This is a genomic window from Kitasatospora sp. NPDC058190 (assembly GCF_042883685.1).
Lineage (GTDB): Bacteria > Actinomycetota > Actinomycetes > Streptomycetales > Streptomycetaceae > Kitasatospora.
The window spans coordinates 150146-170321 of sequence record NZ_JBHVVI010000002.1; the positions used below are offsets into that span (position 1 = coordinate 150146).

At 72.6% G+C, this 20176-nt stretch carries 17 protein-coding genes; 9 read left to right on the forward strand and 8 right to left on the reverse strand.

Going from position 1 to position 20176, the window contains the following annotated elements; genetic code table 11:
* Window positions 1-97 precede the first annotated feature (97 nt).
* Complete coding sequence (locus tag ACFVWU_RS01705; protein ID WP_380611409.1) at window positions 98-382, forward strand: type II toxin-antitoxin system Phd/YefM family antitoxin; 285 nt, start codon at window positions 98-100, stop codon at window positions 380-382.
* On the forward strand, window positions 375-797 hold the full coding sequence (locus ACFVWU_RS01710; protein ID WP_387614014.1) for a type II toxin-antitoxin system VapC family toxin: 423 nt from the start codon (window positions 375-377) through the stop codon (window positions 795-797). The genes ACFVWU_RS01705 and ACFVWU_RS01710 overlap by 8 nt, the downstream gene beginning before the upstream one ends.
* Window positions 798-866: 69 nt before the next feature.
* Here the strand turns inward: ACFVWU_RS01710 and ACFVWU_RS01715 are convergent, their stop codons facing one another.
* The gene (locus ACFVWU_RS01715) at window positions 867-1958 is read right to left on the reverse strand and encodes a Gfo/Idh/MocA family oxidoreductase (RefSeq protein ID WP_387614017.1); all 1092 of its coding nucleotides are present in this window, start codon (window positions 1956-1958) and stop codon (window positions 867-869) included.
* A 163-nt stretch (window positions 1959-2121) separates the two neighbouring features.
* Here ACFVWU_RS01715 and ACFVWU_RS01720 point away from each other — a divergent pair, with 163 nt between their 5' ends.
* The 4 genes from ACFVWU_RS01720 (at window position 2122) to ACFVWU_RS01735 (ending at window position 6191) form a co-directional block, all read left to right on the forward strand.
* Window positions 2122-2901, forward strand: a complete 780-nt coding sequence (locus ACFVWU_RS01720; RefSeq protein WP_387614020.1) for an HAD-IIA family hydrolase — start codon at window positions 2122-2124, stop codon at window positions 2899-2901.
* Window positions 2902-2982: 81 nt separating this feature from the next.
* Complete coding sequence (locus ACFVWU_RS01725) at window positions 2983-4134, forward strand: low temperature requirement protein A (protein ID WP_387614022.1); 1152 nt, start codon at window positions 2983-2985, stop codon at window positions 4132-4134.
* Between the two features lie 102 nt (window positions 4135-4236).
* Window positions 4237-4941: a uracil-DNA glycosylase gene (locus ACFVWU_RS01730; RefSeq protein ID WP_387614108.1), complete on the forward strand. Its 705-nt coding sequence runs from the start codon at window positions 4237-4239 to the stop codon at window positions 4939-4941.
* 191 nt (window positions 4942-5132) lie between these two features.
* Entirely contained in the window at window positions 5133-6191 is a 1059-nt protein-coding gene (locus ACFVWU_RS01735) for a glycoside hydrolase family 6 protein (protein ID WP_387614025.1), read from the forward strand.
* Window positions 6192-6235: 44 nt separating this feature from the next.
* On the opposite strand, the gene ACFVWU_RS01740 is transcribed toward ACFVWU_RS01735, so the two are convergent.
* The 4 genes from ACFVWU_RS01740 to ACFVWU_RS01755 all read right to left on the reverse strand — a co-directional run bounded on the left by ACFVWU_RS01740 (window position 6236) and on the right by ACFVWU_RS01755 (window position 13002).
* Window positions 6236-8167 (reverse strand): galactose oxidase-like domain-containing protein, encoded by a 1932-nt coding sequence (locus ACFVWU_RS01740; RefSeq protein ID WP_387614028.1) that lies wholly within the window; start codon window positions 8165-8167, stop codon window positions 6236-6238.
* Between the two features lie 34 nt (window positions 8168-8201).
* Complete coding sequence (locus ACFVWU_RS01745) at window positions 8202-10373, reverse strand: glycosyltransferase family 2 protein (protein WP_387614031.1); 2172 nt, start codon at window positions 10371-10373, stop codon at window positions 8202-8204.
* Window positions 10374-10877: 504 nt separating this feature from the next.
* Window positions 10878-12158: a hypothetical protein gene (locus ACFVWU_RS01750; RefSeq protein ID WP_387614033.1), complete on the reverse strand. Its 1281-nt coding sequence runs from the start codon at window positions 12156-12158 to the stop codon at window positions 10878-10880.
* Window positions 12159-12414: 256 nt separating this feature from the next.
* Window positions 12415-13002, reverse strand: coding sequence for a DedA family protein (locus tag ACFVWU_RS01755; protein ID WP_387614110.1), 588 nt, complete (start codon window positions 13000-13002; stop codon window positions 12415-12417).
* A gap of 394 nt (window positions 13003-13396) precedes the next feature.
* On the opposite strand from ACFVWU_RS01755, the gene ACFVWU_RS01760 reads away from it, so the two are divergent.
* Window positions 13397-14488, forward strand: coding sequence for an LLM class flavin-dependent oxidoreductase (locus ACFVWU_RS01760; RefSeq protein WP_387614036.1), 1092 nt, complete (start codon window positions 13397-13399; stop codon window positions 14486-14488).
* A gap of 57 nt (window positions 14489-14545) precedes the next feature.
* Here ACFVWU_RS01760 and ACFVWU_RS01765 read toward each other — a convergent pair whose 3' ends face one another.
* Together ACFVWU_RS01765 and ACFVWU_RS01770 are read right to left on the reverse strand one after the other, a co-directional pair.
* Window positions 14546-16555 (reverse strand): putative bifunctional diguanylate cyclase/phosphodiesterase, encoded by a 2010-nt coding sequence (locus ACFVWU_RS01765; RefSeq protein ID WP_387614038.1) that lies wholly within the window; start codon window positions 16553-16555, stop codon window positions 14546-14548.
* Between the two features lie 416 nt (window positions 16556-16971).
* Window positions 16972-17397, reverse strand: a complete 426-nt coding sequence (locus ACFVWU_RS01770) for an OsmC family protein (protein ID WP_387614040.1) — start codon at window positions 17395-17397, stop codon at window positions 16972-16974.
* Window positions 17398-17688: 291 nt separating this feature from the next.
* Between ACFVWU_RS01770 and ACFVWU_RS01775 the strand changes: the two genes are divergently transcribed.
* Window positions 17689-18024: a chorismate mutase gene (locus tag ACFVWU_RS01775; protein ID WP_387614042.1), complete on the forward strand. Its 336-nt coding sequence runs from the start codon at window positions 17689-17691 to the stop codon at window positions 18022-18024.
* Window positions 18025-18162: 138 nt separating this feature from the next.
* Entirely contained in the window at window positions 18163-19002 is an 840-nt protein-coding gene (gene lepB / locus ACFVWU_RS01780; protein ID WP_387614045.1) for a signal peptidase I, read from the forward strand.
* Here lepB and ACFVWU_RS01785 read toward each other — a convergent pair.
* Window positions 18965-20116: a DMT family transporter gene (locus tag ACFVWU_RS01785; RefSeq protein WP_387614047.1), complete on the reverse strand. Its 1152-nt coding sequence runs from the start codon at window positions 20114-20116 to the stop codon at window positions 18965-18967. The genes lepB and ACFVWU_RS01785 overlap by 38 nt on opposite strands.
* Window positions 20117-20176: the final 60 nt, after the last annotated feature.

The following is a 20176-nucleotide window of genomic DNA, read 5'->3' on the forward strand; positions in this document are numbered from 1 at the left end:
CTCCTGACGTTCAGCAGGACGATCCTACGGCCCGCCGGGTTCCCGCCGTGCTGCGCGAGGTGTAGCCGGCGGTGCTACGCGGGGCTACCTTGGATGGATGAAGACGATTACCCAGCGGGAGTTCCGGAACAACTCCGCCGCGGTGATGGACGCGGTGGAGGCGGGGGAGACCTTCCACATCACCAGGAACGGGGTCGAGGTCGCGGAGCTGCGGCCGGTGTCCGGTCGGCGACGGCTCACGGCGGAGGAGCTGGTGGCGCGGCACGTGAAGCTGCCGCGGGTGGACTACCAGCAGCTGCGCAAGGAGGCCGAGGAGTACTTCGGGCCCGAGGAGCTGGTGGGGGACGAGGGCGACGACCCGTTCGAGCGGCGGCGTGGCTGAGCGCCGCAGGGCGCCCCGGCGGCGGCCGGCCGGGGTGCTGGACACCTGCGTCTACATCGACCTGGCGCTGCTGAACCCCGCCGACCTGCCGGCCGTGCCGGAGCTGACCGCGATCACCTTCGCCGAGCTGCAGCAGGGCGTCTCGATGGCGCGGGACCCGGTCAGCCGGGCGGCCCGGCTGGAGGTGCTGGGCGCGGCGATGGCCGACTTCGACCCGCTGCCCTTCGACGCGGCCGCCGCCGCCCGCTACGGGACGCTGGTCACCCTCACCATCGCCGCCGGACGGCAGCCGCGCCCGCGTCGGATCGACCTGATGATCGCCGCCGTCGCCTCCGCCCACGGGCTGCCGCTGTACACCCGCAACGTGGCGGACTTCCGGGGGCTGGGCTCGGCGGTGGAGGTCATCGGGGTGTGATGGCGGCGGCTCCGCTGCGCTCGACCTCCTCCGCCAGGGCCGCCGCCCGGGATGTCGTGTGGCTTCCTGTCAGTCCAGCCGGACCGTCGTCCCCGTCGCCGCGGAGGCGCGGGCGGCCTCCAGGACGGTGAGGGTGGCCACCGCGTCGCGCGGGTCGACCGGGGGCGGGGTGCCGGGGACGGTCAGGGCGGCGACGACGCCGGCGTAGAAGGCGGGGTAGTCGCCCGGATCGGTGGGCAGCGAGATCGGGGACTCGTCGCTGCCCAGGGTGCCGTACTGCTCGGGCCGGTCGGCGCCCCACGGGTGGCTGCCGTCGGGGCGGTGGCCCGCCCGGAGGTCGGCCTCCTGGGGGTCCATGCCGTGCTTGACGTACCCGGCGGTGTCGCCGAGCACCCGCAGCCGGGGGCCGATCAGGGGGGTGATGGCGCTGGTCCACAGGTGCGAGCGGGTGCCGCAGGCGTGGGTGAGGGCGAGGAAGGCGTCGTCGTCCACCACCGCGCCGTCGCGGCGCACGTCGATCTCCGCGTACACCGTCTCGACCGGCCCGAACAGCGTCAGCGCCTGGTCGACCAGGTGGCTGCCCAGGTCGTACAGGGTGCCGCCGACCTCGGCCGGATCGGCCAGCTCGCGCCAGCCCGGCTTGGGCTTGGGACGGAAGCGCTCGAAGCGGGACTCGAAGCGGTGCACCCGGCCGAGCGCGCCACCGCGCACCAGCCGGCTCGCGGTGAGGAAGTCGCCGTCCCAGCGCCGGTTCTGGAAGACCGAGAGCAGGACGCCCCGGGCCTCCGCGAGCCGGCACAGCTCCAGCGCCTGGGCGGCGGTGGCGGCCAGCGGCTTGTCCACCACGGTGGCCAGGCCCGCCCGCAGGGCGGCGCGGGCGAGCGGGGCGTGGGTGCGGTTGGGGGAGGCGATGACGACCAGGTCCAGCGCGTCCGGGTCGGCGAGCAGCTGCTCGGGGGTGTCCACGGCGCGGGCGTCGGGGTGCTCGCGGCGCAGCTGCTCGCGGCGCTCGGGGTTGGCGGTGACCACGGCGTCCAGCCGCAGCCCCGGCGTGGTGGCGATGAGCGGGGCGTGGAAGGCGGAGCCGGCCAGGCCGTAGCCGATCAGGCCGACCCGCAGCGTTCGATCGGACGGTCGGTGGGAGGTCGTCTGCGGGTTCATGCGGCCCACTCAATCACGAGCCGCCCGGTTGCTCCCGGTCTCCGCCGGACGATCGTCGCATCCCGTCCAGCGGGACGTCCTGTCCCCCGGCCACCTGCGCGGATTAGGCTGTGCCGCGTCAGGGCCCCACGCAAGACGCTGCAACACTTCGGGAGACACGCACGTGGCAGACCGCAAGCCCATCGAGTCCTGGCTGACCGACATGGACGGTGTCCTCATCCACGAGGGCACGCCGATACCCGGGGCGGAGGAGTTCCTGCGCAGGCTGCGGGAGTCCGGCAAGCCTTTCCTGGTGCTCACCAACAACTCGATCTACACCCCGCGCGACCTCAGCGCCCGGCTGGCCGGGATGGGCCTGGAGGTGCCGGAGGAGTGCATCTGGACCTCCGCCCTGGCCACCGCGAAGTTCCTCAAGAGCCAGCGCCCGAACGGCACCGCGTACGTGATCGGCGAGGCGGGGCTCACCACCGCGCTCTACCAGGCCGGTTACGTCCTGACCGACAACAACCCCGACTACGTGGTCCTCGGCGAGACCCGGACCTACTCCTTCGAGGCGCTCACCAAGGCGATCCGCCTGATCAACCAGGGCGCCCGGTTCATCTGCACCAACCCGGACGAGACCGGCCCCTCCACCGAGGGCGTGCTGCCGGCCACCGGTTCGGTCGCGGCCCTGATCACCAAGGCGACCGGCGTCGAGCCGTACTTCGTCGGCAAGCCCAACCCGCTGATGATGCGCGAGGCGCTGAACACCGCCGGGGCCCACTCGGAGACCGCGGTGATGATCGGCGACCGGATGGACACCGACATCGTCGCGGGCATGGAGGCGGGCATGGAGACCATCCTGGTGCTCACCGGGCTGACCTCCGCCTCCGACGTGGAGCGCTTCCCGTACCGGCCGACCCGGGTGGTCAAGTCGATCGCGGACCTGGTCGAGCTGGTCTAGCCTCTGCGGTGCTGTCGCGAGCCCCGTTCCGGCCGAGCGCCGGGGCGGGGCTCGTTCCGTACCGGTGGGGAGCGATGTGCGATGAGTTCTGCGGGGGAAGCCGAGGGCGGCCCGGGCGAGAAGCGGGTCACCTGGGCGGAGCTCTACTTCGACCTGGTCTTCGTCTTCGCGATCACCCAGGTCTCCGGGCTGCTGCACCACCAGCACGACGCCGGCGGCCTGATCCGGGCGCTGGTGGTGTTCGTGCCGGTGTACTGGTGCTGGGTCGGCACCACCGTGCAGGCCAACATCCGGGACGTGGACAACCTGCGGGACCGCCTGGGCATCCTGCTGGTCGGCCTGGCCGGGCTGTTCATGGCGCTCGCCATCCCCGGCGCGTACGGGCGGCGGGGCCTGCTGCTCGGCGCCGCGTACTGGCTGGCCCGGGTGGTGCTGCTGCTCCTGCTGGTCCGCCTCCCGGGTGTCTGGAGCGGCCCGTACGGCGCCGGCGTGCTGGTCAGCGGGCCGCTGCTGCTGGCCGGCGGGCTGCTGTCGGACGGGCCGCGGCTCGCGTTGTGGGCGGTGGCCGCGCTCTGCGACCTGGCCGCGCCGCTGGTGTTCCGGCGACGGCTCGCGGCGGTGGCGTACCACCCGGCGCACATGCCGGAGCGGTTCGGGCTGTTCCTGCTGGTGGCGCTCGGTGAGTCGATCGTCGGGATCGGCGCCTCGGCGGCCGGGGCCCGGCTGGACGCGGCCGAACTCACCGCGGTGGCCGCCGCGTTCACCATCTCGGCGGGCCTGTGGTGGCAGTACTTCGTGTTCGCGGCGGACGCGATGCGGCACGCCGTGGAGGTCGCCGACTCGCGGCGGGACGTGGTCCGGCGGATCTTCCAGTACGGGCACCTGGCGCTGGCCGCCGGTGTGATCGGGGTCGCGGTCGGCTTCGAGGAGACCGTGGCCCACCCCCGGCAGGCGCTCGGCGCCGGGTCGGTGGCGCTGCTGTACGGCGGGTGCGGGCTGTACCTGCTGACCTTCGGCTACACCCGCTGGATGATGTTCCGTCAGGTCTCGGCCACCCGGATCGCCGCCGCGGTGGTGGTGCTGGGCCTGCTGCCCGTGATGGTGCGGCTGCCGGCGCTGGTGGTGCTGGTGGCCCTGGCCGGGCTGCTGGTGCTGCTCAACGCGGTGGAGCACGTCCGGGTGGTGCGGGCGGCCGCCGTTGCCACGGCCGCCGGGGCGGCTCCTGCGGACTGAGTTGTCGGTGGGGCTGTGTAGCGTTCGGGGTGTAAGAGGGCAGGCGGCGCGGCAGCCGCGGTGTGGGAGGTAGATGTCGTGACGGACACGGTCGAGACGGGCATGGTCGAGGCCGGCGAGGGCGGCGGGCTGGAGCTGCCCGAGTCCTGGCGCGAGGTGCTCGGCGCCGAGACGGAGAAGCCGTACTTCGCGGAGCTGGCGGCCTTCGTGGCGGCCGAGCGCGCGCAGCACCAGGTGTTCCCGCCGAGCGGCCAGGAGTTCGCCGCGCTGGAGGCCACTCCGTACGAGAAGGTCCGGGTGCTCGTCCTCGGCCAGGACCCGTACCACGACGACGGCCAGGCCCACGGCATGAGCTTCTCGGTGCTGCCGGGGACGAAGACGCCGCCCTCGCTGCGCAACATCTTCAAGGAGCTGGACGCCGACCTGGGCGTCCCCGCCCCCGACAACGGCTACCTGATGCACTGGGCCGAGCAGGGCGTGCTGCTGCTCAACGCGGTGCTCACGGTCCGCGCCCACGAGGCCAACTCGCACAAGGCGAAGGGCTGGGAGAAGTTCACCGACGCGGTGATCAAGGCGGTGAGCGCGCGCGAGGAGCCGGTGGTCTTCGTGCTGTGGGGCAACTACGCGAAGAAGAAGCTGCCGCTGATCGACACCGAGAAGCACGTGGTGGTGCAGGGCGCGCACCCGTCGCCGCTGTCCGCCAAGCTGTTCTTCGGCAGCCGTCCGTTCTCGCAGATCGACGCGGCGCTGGACGGCTTCGGCGGCGAGCCGATCGACTGGCGGGTGCCGGACCTGAAGCAGGACTGACGTCCGGCCGGGGCCGGATCGACGCAGGGCCCGGGCCTGGTGGCCGTGGGCGGACGGGACTGAATTCCCGTTCGTCCACGGCCACTCGCCGTTCACCGCTGTCGGCCGTCGGCCGGGGCCGGGTGTGCTTAGCTGGTGCCGACCGGTCGCCGGACCGGTCCAGGGGCGGGGCCGGCTCAAAGGGGCGGTACGTGCGCGGGGTGGGACGGGCGGGAACGATTCGGTGGGCCGCGCTGGTCGCGGGCCTGACGGCGCTCGCGGTCTCCGGCTGCGGTGGCTCGGACGGCGGCGCCGCGAAGGCCGCCCCCGGTGTCGTGGCGCCGAGCTCCGAGGTCCCCAGCACGACGGCTGAACCCGGCGGCCCGGACCAGCTCCCCGGCCAGGCCTTCTACGTCTCCGACCAGACCAACGCCGCCCGGCAGGTCGCCATGCTGCGCAGCCAGGGCCGCACGGCGGAGGCCGACACCCTGCTGCGGATCGCCGGCCAGCCCTCCTCGCAATGGCTGGGCGAACAGGGTGCCCAGCAGATCGCCGAGCAGGTCAGCCGCCGGGCCGCCGAGGCGGGCCGGACGGCCGTCTTCGTCGCGTACGACATCCCGCACCGCGACTGCGGTCAGTACTCGGCCGGCGGCGCCGCCGACGCGGCCGCCTACCGCTCCTGGATCACCGGCGTCGCCCAGGCCCTCGGCGACCGCAAGGCCTGGGTCGTACTGGAGCCGGACGCCGTCGCGCACACCCTGGACACCTGCGGGATCAAGGGCGACCTGGCCGCCGAGCGGTACGGCCTGCTGGCCTTCGCCGTCCAGGAGTTGAAGAAGCGTCCGAACGTCCGGGTCTACCTGGACGCGGGCAACCCGGGCTGGGCGCAGGACCCGGACGACCTGGCCGCCGCCCTGCGCAGGTCGGGCATCGCCGCGGCGGACGGCTTCGCGGTGAACGTCGCCAACTTCTATCCCACCGACCGGAACGCGGCGTACGGCAACCGGCTCTCCGCCGCCCTGGGCGGGAAGCACTTCGTCATCGACACCAGCCGCAGCGGCAACGGCTCGCTGGGCTCCGACGCCTGGTGCAACCCGCCCGGCCGGGCGCTCGGCGAGCCGCCGACCACCGAGACCGGGCGGCCGAACGTCGACGCCTACCTGTGGATCAAGAACCCGGGGGAGTCCGACGGCGAGTGCGGCCGCGGCGAGCCCCGGGCGGGCGAGTTCTGGCTGCCGTACGCGCTGGGGCTGGCCGGCGCGGCGCGCTGAGCCGCCGCGCCGGCCACCCGGGTGGCCGCGTACGCGGCGAGCCGCTATCCGGTGACCTGGACCCAGCGGGCGACCGACGGGGTGCCGGCGGCGTCCGTCAGGAACAGCATGTACCAGCCGGGCGGCAGCAGGTCGGGGTTGCCCGGGAGGGTGAGCGAGACCCCGTCGGCGGTGCGCCCGGTGATGTCCAGGGCCACCGAGCGCTGCTCGACGTCGGTCACGTGGGTCACCGAACTCGGCCGGATCAGCTTGGCGGTGGTCACCGCGTCCGGTCGGGAGGCGCCGACCCCGAGGGTGCCGCCGAGCTTCGCCGCCCCCGGCGCGGCCGTCACCTCCGGGCGGTCGCCGCGGTACAGGTACGGCGGGGTGTAGATCTCGATCCGCTGCTCGAAGCCGCCGGGCTGGGTCTCGGCCTTGTCCGCGAAGAGCGGATTGGAGCCCAGCACCGCGATCCGGCCGTCCGGCAGCAGCAGCGCCTCGGAGTGGTAGTCGCGGCCGACGGTGGGCTCGGCGGCGGTCGTGAAGCTGTTGGAATCCGGGTGGTACACCTGCGCCTTGAGCAGGTCGCTCTCGCCCCGGCCGCGGTAGCCGCTGGAGCCGCCGGTGGTGAACACGGTGTCGTCGGGGAGGATCACGCTGTTGAGGTAGCGGGTGCCGCCGGCCGGCAGGTCCGGGCCCGGGGTGAAGGAGGGCTTGGCGGCCGAGAGGTCGGCGATGTCGGTGCGGGCCGTGGACAGCGGGGACTCGCCCACCCCGCCGCCGCCCAGCACCATGACCTTCTGCGCCTGCGCGGGCGGCAGCAGCACCGAGGAGGAGGTCTCGGTCAGACCCGGGTCGCGCAGGCCGGGGACGGGCTGGAAGCTGTTGTTCGACAGGTCCCACACGCCGGGCTCGCGACCCTTCTCGGCGGGGCCGTAACCGGCGTTGGAGCCCGAGTAGAAGAGCTTGCCGGAGGCCGTCAGGAAGAGCGACGGGTAGGTCGGGAAGTAGCGGTCGGGGGCCTTGGCCCAGGTCTTGGTCTTCGGGTCGTAGACCTCGTTGTCGTTGCCGTTGAGGATCTGCCCGGTGTCGTCCAGCCCGGAGACGGTGACCACCCGGCCGTCGCCCAGCCCGGTCAGCGTCGGGTACCAGCGGGCGTGCGCCATGTCCGTGACCTGCTCGTAGAGCTCGGTGTCCGGGTTGAACTCGAAGGCGGAGCGGATGCCCTGGTACTCCTGCTTGTCCAGGGTCAGCTTCTCGCTCTGCCCGTACAGGTTGTGCGCGTCGATGCCGGTCAGGTCCTTGATCCGGTACTGGGCCGGGGAGTTGGCCACGTAGTCCGGGCCCTCTCCGAGTGCCTCGACGAACACGTGCTGCTCGCCCGCGGTGACCACGGTCTGCTTGCCGGAGCCGGTCTTGGTCGCGGCGGGGACGGTCACCGGGACGGTGCTGGCGTACTCGCGGCCGTTCGGGGCGACGAAGACGGTGCCCTTGGGGAAGGTGCGGTCGCGCTCCGGGCTCTCGTTGCGCACCCGCATCACCCCGGCCGCCTTCTTCACGGCGCCGTCCAGCTTCTCGTACCGCTGGGTGCCGCCGGCCACCAGCACCCGGCCGTCCGGGAGGGAGGTGTGGCCGCCGCAGAACATGTCGGCCGGGGTGGGTATCAGCTTGTAGGTGTTCTTGGCCGGGTCCCAGAGCAGGCTCTTGAAGCTGCCCGCGTTGAACTGCTTCTCGTCGTTGCCGGAACCGGCCGCGATCAGCACCTTGCCGGTGCGCAGCAGGGTGGCGTGGACGGCGTTGACCCGGAACTCGGCGGGCAGCGTCAGGGTCTGCCAGTGGCCGTACCGCGCCTTGTACTCGGGGCGGTTGATCACGTAGCTGTGGTACTGGTCGCCGACGAAGCCGAGGACGGCCGGGGCGTTCATCCCGGCGACGGTCAGTGCGACGGTGCTGCCGAGGGCGAAGCGCTTGGCGCGGCCGGTCTTGTGGATCCTCAAGGTGGTGCTCCCCTCGGGAGGCGGGCGGGGTGGCTCAGTGGGCGGGGGTGCCGCTCTCGACGTGGTCGGGCGCCAGGTCGTCCGGCGGGACGAGGCGGAGCGTGACCGTCGGGGTGTCGGGCGCGGCCAGGCGGAGCGTGAGCGTCGGGCTGTCGAGCGCCGTCGTCACCTGTGCGGGTACCGCCTTCGCGGCTGCTGCCTGCGCGGGTGCGGTGCGGGCGTGGCGCGGGTGGCGCTTCTCCAGGACGACCTTGGGGGTCGCCGCCGGGTCCCCGGTCACGGTGAGGGTGGCGGTGGGCCGGGTCCGGCGTCGGCGGACGGCGTCGCCGACCAGGATCAGGAGCGGCAGCAGGGTCAGGGCCAGGGCGATGCAGGCCCAGGTCCGCATCGCGACGTGGTCGTAGCCCGTGTAGTAGGAGGCGGCGAGGGCGCCGCCGAAGACCAACGTCCAGAACAGGTGGAAGCGGAAGGTGCCGAGTCGGTCGGCGCTGGCCTCACGGCCCTTGGGCGTCACCACGAAGCGGCTGCGGCGGCGCACCAGCGCCTGCAGCAGCGAGGCCGCGTAGATCGGGCCGCAGAGCGCCGACATCAGCATGCCCGCGACCCCGGAGGAGCCGGCCGGCTCGTGCGGGCTCACGTTGTGCTTGCGGTTCCAGGTGTAGAGCAGGAGTTGGAGCGCGGCGGCGTCGCTGTAGAGCATCATCCAGATCTCCGAGGAGACGTGGACGCCGGAGGCGCCGAAGCCCAGGTAGAGCACGCTGGACACCCCGCCGAGCAGCCAGGTGAGCGCCGCCATCGGGTAGAAGCCCACCATCAGCGAGTAGTTGAGCAGCCGGCCGGGCGACAGCCGCCACATGACCCGCCAGTACCGGGTGAGCAGGGTCTCGTAGGTGCCGCGGCTCCAGCGCAGTTGCTGGGAGAAGAAGTCGGTCCAGGAGGACGGGCCTTCACCCACCGCGAGCACGTCCGGGGTGTACACGGACTTCCAGCGGTCCCCGGTCTCCGGGTTCCGGCTCCGGTGGAACTCCAGACCGGTCGCCATGTCCTCGGTGATGGAGTCGTACAACCCGCCGATCGACTGGAGCGCACGGATTCTGACGGCGTTGTTGGTGCCGACGAACATCGGCGCGCCGTAACGGTTTCCGGCGCGTTGGATGAGGGCGTGGAAGAGGTACTGCTGGCTCTCGCTGAATTTGGTGACGGCCGAGCCCGAGCTCCGGTAGTTCCCGTACACCTGGGGGCCGACCACGAATGCCACGTCGGGATCGCGGAAGTAGCCGAGCATGCGCTCGCAGAAGTCGGGCAGCGGAACGTGGTCGGTGTCGACGGACACCCAGAAGTCGTAGTCGTCGCCGTGCGCCTGGAGCCAGGCGTTGTAGTTGCCGTGTTTCGTCTTGGCGCGGAAGCGGCCCTTCGGCCGGTTCCAGTGCGGCCGGCCGGCACGGCTGAAGTGGCGCACACCCAGCTCCGTGCAGAGGGCGCGCATTGCAGGATCGTTTCCCTCGTCCAGCAGCCAGACGTCGTACGGGCCTTCGTGCCGCACGGCGCGGGCCGCGACCAGCGTGGCCCGGACCATCTCCGGCGGCTCCTTGCCCGGCACGCAGGTGGTGAGGAAGGCGACCCGGGTGCCGGACTCCGGCGTCACGGGTATCGGGTCACGGGCGACCAGGGTCGCGTGGGTGTTGGAGACGACGTTGACCAGCCGGAACACCTCGACCACGGCGATGATCCCGATCATCACCTTGTCGCCGAGCAGCACCAGGGTGTTGGTCTCGTCCGGGCGCTCCGGCCAGTGCTCCGGCAGCAGCAGCCAGACCAGCAGGATCGCCTCCAGGAGCGGGGCGGCCACCAGCAGCAGGGCGGCCCGGATCCGGTGCGGCTCGTGGCGTAACAGGCTGCGGTACTGGACACGGAAGGGGGTGGCCGTACCCGCGGGTCGCCCGGTGCTGCCCGGTTCCGGCCGGTAGACACCGCCGCCGAGCTCCCGGTCCTCGCCCGGATCGACCGCCGGGCCGGCGAGGCGGCTGAAGTGGCCGTAGTCGTACGGTGCTTCGGGCGCCGGTACGGTGCGCAGGACCACCTCGTCCAGCTGCTCGGCGGCCCGGTCGTCACCGTTCGGACCGCCGGCGCCTCGACTGCTTGCGCCACGGCTGTGCCCGTGGCGGGCTGTTCCGTCGCCCTTTCGTCGCGAGAACGGCGTGGTCATAGCTGCTCCCCCCGGAGTATTGCGCCTTGCTCTGCTTTGCTCGGCGTTGCTGCGCCTCGCCTCGAAGTCGCCCGGGCAGAACACGGCCCGGCGAACCGCCGTCCATCCGGCGGTTTCCGGGCCGTCCAGCACGTGGCCTCCAGTACCTGGAGTGTGTGCGACCGGTTGAGTTGTGGGGCGGCGTGGCGGCTTCGAATGCTGGATCCCGGTGCACTACCCAGCTTCCCCTCGGGGTATGCGGGATCCTTGGCTCGCTCAACTCTCCCGGAGGGCAACGGTGAACGCAACCGTACGGAGGAATGACCACCGCGCAAGCGTGAAGATACTACGGTTCTCGGCCACTGCGGCCTGCGATGGTGCTAGTGCGGCGAGTTCGGCGCCGAGGCGGTCCGCCTGCTCCCCGGCGGCCCGGCCGGACACCGACGACGACGGCCGGCGGGGCGCGAACACCCCACCGGCCGTACCGGCCTCAGCCCGGCATCGACTGCTCCGCGCTCCGGCGCGTCAGCCCGCCGCGCCCAGGAAGGCGTCCCAGCCACCGGCCGGAGCCTGGCCGACGTTGAGGGTGCGCAACTTGCGCAGAGTGGACTGGTCCTGCGCCTCAAGCCACTCGACCAGCTGCTTGAAGGAGACCAGCCGGACCTCGGGCTTGCCCGCGACGGCCTTGAGGGTCTCTTCGACGGCGTCCATGTAGATGCCGCCGTTCCACTGCTCGAAGTGGTTGCCGATGAAGAACGGCGCGCGGTTGCTGTTGTACGCGCGCTCGAAGCCCGCCAGGTAGGAGTTGGTGGCCTGGGTGCGCCACTCGTCGTACTTACCGGGGTCGCCCTTGGTGCTGCCGGCGGACTGGTTGGCCAGGATGTTGTAGTCCATCGACAGGACCTGGAAGGTGTGCCCGGGGAAGGGTATGGACTGCAGCGGGAAGTCCCAGACCTTTCCGTCCTGCACCTTCTGCGGCCATATCTGCAGACCGCCCGCGGAGCTGGCGTCGTACTTCCAGCCCAGCTTGGCGATGGTCGGCAGCAGCGCCTTCTGGCCCTCCAGGCAGGGGGTGCGGCCGCCGACGAGCTCCTTCTTGTAGTCGAAGGGGAGCGGGTCGACGTCGGTGAAGCCGGTGTTGGTCCGCCACTGGGTGACGAAGGCGATCGCCTGGTCGATCTCGCTCTGCCAGTCGTCCGGGGTCCACATGTTGACCCCGTTCTTGTCCGGGCGGCTGGAGCAGAAGTGCCCGTTGAAGTGGGTGCCGATCTCGTGCCCGGCCAGCCAGGCCTGGCTGATGAGCTTGAGGGTGCTCTTCACCGCACCGTCCGACAGGTACGGGATGTCGGAGGCGCCGACCGAGTGCTTCGGCGGGTGGTACAGCTGGGACTTGCCCTTGGGCAGGGCGTATATCCCGGAGAGGAAGAAGGTCATCGTGGCCTTGTACTGCTCCGCCAGCTTCAGGAAGCGGGGGAACTGGCCGTCGTCGGTGCCGCCCGCGCCGTCCCAGGAGAACACCACGAACTGCGGCGGCCGCTCGCCCGGCTTGAGCTTCTCGGCCTTGGGCTGGTTCGGCTGCGGGCCGGTGTCCGCGTTGGACCCGTCACCGATCGGGGTGCCCTTGGGGACCACGGCCTGGGTCGGGTCGGAGGTACCGGTCTTGGCGTCGCCGTTGTTGCCGCCGGAGGAAGGGGAGGAGGAGTTCTGCCCTGACCCGGATCCGCCGCTGGAACACGCCGCGACCGCGCCGAGGGCTGCGGTCGCGGCGGTAGCACTGAGCACCGTCCTGCGCGAGATGCTGGTCATGGTCTCCCCTGGGTGCCGATGCCGGTGGTGAGGGCGGCCGCGGGCCGCACCGGTCAAATCGGGCAATTGATGAATTTTCCGCCGTTAGCATGTCATGTCGCTACGGCAGCCACCAAGGGGCGCCGAGCTCCCGACGACAGTCAACACGCCGGGCACACCCGGCTGGGCTGCAGGGATCGGTCGTCTGTTGCGGTCCTGTGACGCTTCGCACGTCGCGGTGTCAGGGGAGTACGGTACCGCCGCTCCGCCCGGCCGGTCAGAGCGCGGCCAGCCGCCGGTTGCGGCGAACTATTCGCGCGATCGCGGTGCTGATGGCGGTGGCCGCCGCGCAGGAGACCGCCAGACTCAGCCAGGCCGTGTTGAACCAGTGGCTGTTCAGCCAACCCAGCGTCACGATGTAGGCGGCCCAGACCAGCGCGGCCAGCGCCGACCAGTGCAGGAAGCGGTGCGGATGAGCGGGGGAGTGACCGATGGCCAGGTCCAGGACGGTCCGCCCGGCCGGAACGAAGCGGGCGACCACCACCATCGCGGCCGCCCCGCCGCGCGGGCGCTCGACCAGGGACTGCTGGACCCGGGCCACGCTGGCCGCCAGCTTCGGGCGCTGGGCGAGCCGGCGCTGAAGCACCGGGGCGCCGCGCCGGGCGAGGTGGAGCAGCAGGAGGTCACCCAGGAACGAGGCCACCGCCACCCCGAGGGCGAGCAGCACCGGGGCGCCGCTGACCTGCTCCGTCTTGAGCACGGCCAGGATGACCAGCGTTCCGCTCGGGATGAAGGGGAGGAGGGCGTCACCGAGTACGGCGAACAGCGCCAGGGCGCAGATCCACGAGGATCCGATCGCCGCCACGAAGTTCAAGGCCCTTACTCCCTCCACGCCGCCCGGGGGAGCAGGTGGCTGCTTATGGCCAACGCTAGCGCCTCGACTTTTCATGCCATGAAGCACCCCGGTATGCGGAGGATCACGTCAGGTACTGCCGACGCGGGCGTCGGCGAAGCGGCGGCGGGCCGTCGTCGGTGGCGAGGCAGTGCTCCCGGGAGAGGGCGGGCCGGGGGAGAGGCGGCCGGGCGGAACGGTCGAACCGCACCCGGATCGGGCGGGCCCGCCGGGAACAGCGAGCCCGGAACCGTGGTTGACCCCGGTCGGCAGGAGCGACCGCCGGGCCGTCCGCGACCTGTGCGGCCGCCCAGGACGGCCGGCTCGGAGTACGGCCAGATCAAGAACAGCCAGGAGGGCGGACGGCATGACCACCGAGGACCAGCAGGAGCACGGAACCGAGCCGCCGATCGGTGCGGCGATCCGCGGCAGCGCCCGCGGTACGGCACCCGCCCCGCTCTCGATCCTCGACCTGGCCACCGTCGGCGTAGGCCACACGCCCGCTGAAGCCCTGGCCGCCACCACCGAGTTGGCCCGCCGGGCCGAGCAGTGGGGGTACCACCGCTTCTGGGTGGCGGAGCACCACGGCATGCCCGGGGTGGCCAGCTCGACCCCGGCCGTCCTGCTCGCCCACCTCGGTGCCAACACCACCACGCTGCGGCTCGGCTCGGGCGGGGTCATGCTCCCCAACCACGCCCCGTTGACCGTCGCCGAGCAGTTCGGCCTGCTGGAGGCCCTGCACCCCGGCCGGATCGACCTCGGGCTCGGCCGTGCCCCCGGCACCGACCCGGCCACCGCCCGGGCGCTGCGCCGCGGCCTCGCCGAGGGCGCGGACGACTTCCCGCAGCAGCTCGCCGAGCTGACCCACTTCCTCGACGGCGACTTCCCGGCCGGCCACCCGTACGCGCGGCTGACCGCCGTACCCAAGGGCGAGGGCCGCCCGCCGATCTGGCTGCTCGGCTCCTCCGGTTTCAGTGCCCAGCTGGCGGCTCGGCTCGGCCTCCCGTTCGCCTTCGCCCACCACTTCAGCAGCGCCAACACCATCCCGGCCCTGGACCTGTACCGGACGTCCTTCCGCCCCTCGGACGTGCTCAGCGAGCCGTACGCGCTGATCGGCGTGGGTGCCGTCGCCGCCGACGACGAGCCCACCGCCCGCCGTCTCGCCCGCTCCGCCGCGCTCGGCATGCTCCGGCTCCGGCGCGGCAACCCCGGCCCGATCCCGACCCCGGAGGAGGCGGAGGAGTACCCGTACAGCCCGGTCGAGGAGGACTTCGTCGACAGCTGGCTCGACAACGTGGTGCTGGGCGACCCGGGTCAGGTCGCGGACGGCCTGGAGGCCCTGCGCAAGCGGACCGGGGTGAACGAGTTGATGGTCACCTCGCACATCCACGGCCACGAGGCCCGGCTCCGCTCCTACGGCCTGATCGCCGAGGCGTACGGCCTGACGGCAACGGCCTGACGGCAACCCCCTTGCCGCACCCCGCCCCGGCGGAAACCGCCCCGCCCCGCCCGTGCCCTACCGGCCGTGCGGGGTGGGGCGGCCCTCCCGGAGTATCGCCGCGACCAGCTCGGCCTCGCCGGGCCGGGCGAAGTACCAGCCCTGGGCGGTGTCGCAGCCGGTCAGTCGCAGCCGCTCGGCCTGGGCGGCGCTCTCGATGCCCTCGGCGGTGACGGTCAGGCCGAGGGTGTGGGCCAGCTGCACCATCGCGCCGACGATCTGCTCGTCGGCGTCGCTGCGGCGGGAGCGGAGCTCCGGCACGGGCGGGCGGTCCGTCGGTGCCGGGTCGCGGAAGCCCTCGATGAAGGTGCCGTCGAGCTTCAGGACGTGCACCGGCAGCCGGGAGAGGTAGGCCAGGTTGGAGTAACCGGTGCCGAAGTCGTCGATCGCGATCCGCACTCCCATGTCGGCCAGCGCCTGCAGGGCCTGCAGCGGGCGCCCACCGGGGCCGAGCAGGGCGCTCTCGGTGATCTCCAGCTGGAGCAGTCGGGCCGGCAGACCGGTGCGTTCGAGGACCCGGGCGACGTCGGCCACCACGTCGGAGTCCCAGATCTGCCGGGCCGCCAGGTTGACGCTCACGAAGGTCTCGGTGTCGGGGAATTCGGTGAGCCACTGCTTGGCCTGACGGCAGGACTCCTCCAGCACCCAGGTGCCGAGCGGCACGATCGCGCCGGACTCCTCGGCGAGCGGGATGAAGCGGTCCGGGGAGATCGTCCCGTAGCGGGGGTGGCGCCAGCGGACCAGGGCCTCGGCGCCGTGCACCGCGCCGTCGGCCAGGCCGACCAGAGGCTGGTACTCGACGCTGAACTCGCCGCGCTCCAGGGCCGGCCGCAGTGCGGTGGCGAGCAGTTGGCGGGTGAGCTGGTGGGCACCGCGGTCCGGGTCGTAGAGGGTCCAGCGGGCGCGGCCGTCGGCCTTGGACCAGTAGAGGGTGGCGTCGGCGTCCTTGACCAGGTCGGTCGGGGTGGTCTCGTGCACCGAGCGTTCGACGACGCCCACGCTGGCGGTGATCACCAGCCGGTGCCCGGCGACGTCGAAGGGACGTTCCAGCACCTCCAGGATCCGTCCGGCGAGCGCGGTCAGCTGCTCGCTGCCGATGCTGTCGGTGACCAGGACGGCGAACTCGTCGCCCCCCATCCGGGCCACCAGGTGGGCGTCGCGTTCGGCGAGCCCGCCCCGCAGCCTGCTGGCGACGGCGATCAGCAGCTGGTCGCCGATGTGGTGGCCGAGGGTCTCGTTGATCGCCGCGAAGCCGTCGAGGTCCAGGTAGCAGACGCCCACCCGGCGTCCGTCCGCCGCCGCCACGGGACGGTCGGGGCCCTCGCCGCTTCCGGGGGCCTCGGTGCCGGTGAGGCAGGCCGCGTCGAGCCGTTCGAAGAAGAAGGTCCGGTTGGGCAGCCGGGTCAGCGGGTCGTGCAGGGCCTGGTACTCCAGGCGGTCACCGAGCCGGCGCTGTTCGGTGATGTCCTCCACCAGCGCGAGGGTGTAGAGCGGCTGCCCGGCGCCGTCCCGGATCAGGGAGACGGTCACCTTGCTCCAGACCGTGTGGCCCTCGCGGTGCTTGAGCTGTTTCTCCACGCGGAACCGTTCCCGCTCACCGTGGACGAGTTCGGTGAAGAGCCGAGGCGGCATGCCCTCCGGGTCGATGATCTCGTGCAGGTGGGTGCGGATCAGTTCGCCGACGCCCCGTCCGATCAGCGCTGCGAAGGCCGGGTTGACCTCGATGATCCGGTCCTCGGGGTCGATCAGGGCCATGCCGATGACGGCGTCGCAGAAGGCGGCCCGGAACCGGGACTCGCTGGCCCGCAGCGCCGCCAGCAGCCGGTCGCCGCCGCCCTCCCGGCCGGGGGCGTCGGCGGCGCCCGGATGGGTGCCGCCGGTCAACGGGGCCGAGCAGGTGGGGCAGAGCAGCACCTCGGGGGCCTCCAGAGTGCCGCAGGCGGTAGCCGGCGCGGCCGAGGGCGCGGAAGCCGGATCGAGGACCGGCGCGGTGAGGTGGCGGTGGTGTGACGATTCCTCGTGTCGCACGCCTGGGTGGTGTGCGTCGGCCCCCTCGTTCTGGCCCGGCACGGCATGCTCCCGTCCGCTGCTGACGCTTGACGATGGTTCGCCAGGCCGGTCGGGACTCCGGCGGCCGGCTCCGCGCTCTGTCACGGTCCTCGGAGCCGGTCCGCTGCGGGGCGACCGCCGTGGGGCGCTGTCGCGCGGGGACCCACGTGAAGAACAGGGCGCTTCGGCCGATCATAGGACGCGACGACAACGCGCGGTGACCGCCGCCAGGGTGATTCGTCCCCTTTGTGATCGTGCGTGCGGAACGTTCGGGCGCCCTTGGTGGGCAGCACGTGAGGTGCGCCGGGATCGCGCGCGCCGAGGCCGCGCCCCCGGGCGCCGGTTGCGCGCCGGGGGCGTGGCCGAGTGCGCCCCGGACGAGCCGGGGGAGCGGGTCAGGCCAGCTGGGCCGTGAGGGTGATGGTGGTGCCGGTCAGGGCCTGGCTGACCGGGCAGTTGGCCTTGGCGTCCTCGGCGGCCTTCACGAAGCCGGCCGCGTCCAGGCCGGGTACGTCGCCGGTGACGGTCAGGTGGATGCCGGTGATGCCGGTGCCGGGCTGGAAGGTGACGTCGGCCTGGGTGTCGAGCTTGGTGGGCGGGTTGCCGGCCTGGGTCAGGCCGTGCGAGAGAGCCATCGAGAAGCAGGCGGAGTGGGCGGCCGCGATGAGTTCCTCGGGGCTGGTCTTGCCGTTGGGCGTCTCGGCGCGGGCCGGCCAGGAGACGGGGTACTCGCCGATCCCGGAGGAGGCGAAGGTCACCTGCCCCTTGCCGTTGAGGAGGTTGCCCTCCCAGGCGGTACGGGCGGTGCGGGTGGTTGCCACGATCGGTTCCTCCACTACTGAGGGACTGCTGAGTCGTCACTTCCGGTGATGCACGCACCAGCCTACGGGCAGCCCCGCCCCGGGACCGGGCGCCGGGGCCGGGCGTCGGACGACCCGTCGGCCGGCGGGCACCCCGACGGCCCGATGGGGCGGTCCCACCGGGCTGTCCGGATGCCGGACGGTTCCGCCCGACGGTGCGGGTCCGGAGCGGGTGCCCTGTTAGATTTGCCCGGGCCCGAGCCCGGCCGCCGTACGGCCGGGCGCCCACCCCAGACACCGGGAGCCGCCCCGATGACGGACCAGCCCACGACCCCCGACGCCGGCGTGCCCGAGGGGATCGACGACGCGGTGCGGGCGGAGCTGACCAGCCTGCGCGAGAGCATCGACAACATCGACGCCGCGGTGGTCCACATGCTGGCCGAGCGTTTCAAGGCGACCCAGCGGGTCGGTCGCCTCAAGGCCGAGCACAAGCTGCCGCCGGCCGACCCGGCCAGGGAGCGGGACCAGATCACGCGGCTGCGGGAGCTGGCCGCCGGGGCCAAGCTCGACCCGGTCTTCGCGGAGAAGTTCCTCAACTTCATCATCGCCGAGGTCATCCGCCACCACGAGGCCATCGCCCGCGCCTGAAGGCGACCCCCCGGAGGCGACCCCGAGCGGAGGCTCCCCGCCCGGTGATGTCGGGGGCGGCTAAATGCCGGATTTCGTGAGGCTCCCCGGTTGGCGTAGCGTGCAGATTTCCCCAGCCGGAGAGGTGGAGCAGCGACGATGGCGGTGAACCTGCCCGAAACGCCCAGCGGAGCCCTCGGTGATCCCGGCGCGCAGGACGTCGAGGACACCCGGCACACCGGCGGCGCAGCCGGTGCCTCCGATGCCCTGGGCGCACCCGACGCCTCCGGCGGCCGCGCCGAGGCCCGCCGCCGGGCCGGCGGTTCGCGCGGGCGCAAGGCGCGTCGCTCGGCACGTCGCCCCCGGCCGTGGTGGATCGAGCTGCCGGCGATGGTGGTCGTCGGGCTGGTGGTCGCGCTGCTGATCAAGACCTGCCTGTTCCAGGTCTTCACCATCCCGTCCGGCTCGATGGAGAACACCCTGCGGGTCGGCGACCGGGTCGGCGTGAACAAGCTCGCGCCGCTCACCGGCTGGAAGCCGGAGCCGGGGCAGCCGGTGGTGTTCAAGGACCCGGGGAACTGGCTGCCGCCGCAGCCCGTCGACTCGAACCCGTTCACCAACGCCGTGAGCTCGGTGCTCAGTTTCGTCGGGCTGGTGCCTCCGAAGGACGACAACTACCTGGTCAAGCGGGTCATAGCGACCGGCGGCGAGACCGTGCAGTGCACGGGCACCACGCTGACCGTCGACGGGAAGAAGGTCGACGAGCCGTACCTGCACCCGGGCGACGACTCCTGCGCGGGCCTGGACTTCGGTCCGGTGAAGGTGCCCGCGGGCTACGTCTGGGTCGAGGGCGACCACCGCAGCGACTCGGCGGACTCCCGCTACCACCGGCAGGGCCCGGGCGGCGGCGCCGTGCCGGTGGACAACGTGGTCGGTCCGGTGTCAGCCGTCGTGTGGCCGCTCAATCACTTCGACTGGTTCGGCTGGACCGGCCGCTGACCCCGCGCTCGGCGGCGGCCACCCGCTCCCGGCCCTCCTGAGCGGTTCCGACGGCCCGGGAGGCGGTGGAACCGGACGGAGCAGCGCCCGACGGAGCAGCACCGGAAGCAGCCGAACCCGGGGCGGTGGCACCGGCGACCGCCTCGGTCGCACCGCCACTTCGGCCCGCCGCCCCCGTCTCCACCGCCGCCGGCTTGCTGATCTGCGCGGCGAAGGCGCCCGCCAGGACCAGCAGACCGCCCGCGACCTGCGGCAGCCCCAGGTGCTCGCCGAGCAGGACCCAGGCCAGCACGGTGGCGACCACGGCCTCCAGGTTGGCCACCACCCCGGCGATCGGCGGTGAGAGGTACCCGACGGAGATCACGCCGGTCAGGTAGGCGAGCACGGTCGCGACCAGCACCATCCAGGCAGCCGGGATCAGCGCGGGCAGGGTGTGCCCGTTCATCACCACGGATCCGCCGAGCAGGCTCCAGTCGGCCTGCCAGGGCCGGGCGAGGACGGTGAGCAGGACGGCGCCGATGAGCAGTCCGTACGCGCTGACGGCCATCGGGTGGACCGGGCGCTCGCCCCGGCGGCCGGCGTCGGCGAGCACGAAGTAGCCGACCTGGCAGCAGGCCGCGCCGAGGGCGAACAGCACGCCCAGGGCGTCGAAGCTCAGGCCGTTCCAGACCTCGACCACGCAGGCCAGTCCGGCCACGGCGACGCCGGCGCCGATGGCCGCGCCCCGGGTGATCGGCTTGCGCTGTACGAACGTGACGTAGCCGATGAGCAGCGGCGGCCCGAGGTACTCGATGAGCAGCGCGACGCCGACCGGGATGCGGGAGATCGCCGCGAAGTAGCAGGCCTGGACGCCGGCCACGGCGAGCAGGCCGAAGCCGAGCAGCAGGCCGGGGCGGCGCAGGACGGCGTCCCGGTGCCGGTAGGCGATCGGCAGCAGGGCCACGGCGGCGCCGGTGACCCGGAGCCACACCACGTGCAGTGGTGAGAGCCCGGCCTCGATCAGCGGCTTGGCCGCGGTGCCGGAGCCGCCGAAGGCGAATGCGGAGACCAGCGCGAGGCTGAGGCCGAGGGTTCTGCCCGAAGGGTGGGTGGGCGAGGCCGTTGAGCTTTGCACCGACGCATTGTGACAGTCGGACCGGCGCTTCGGTAAGGCGCCATTTCGTCATTCGGTCCT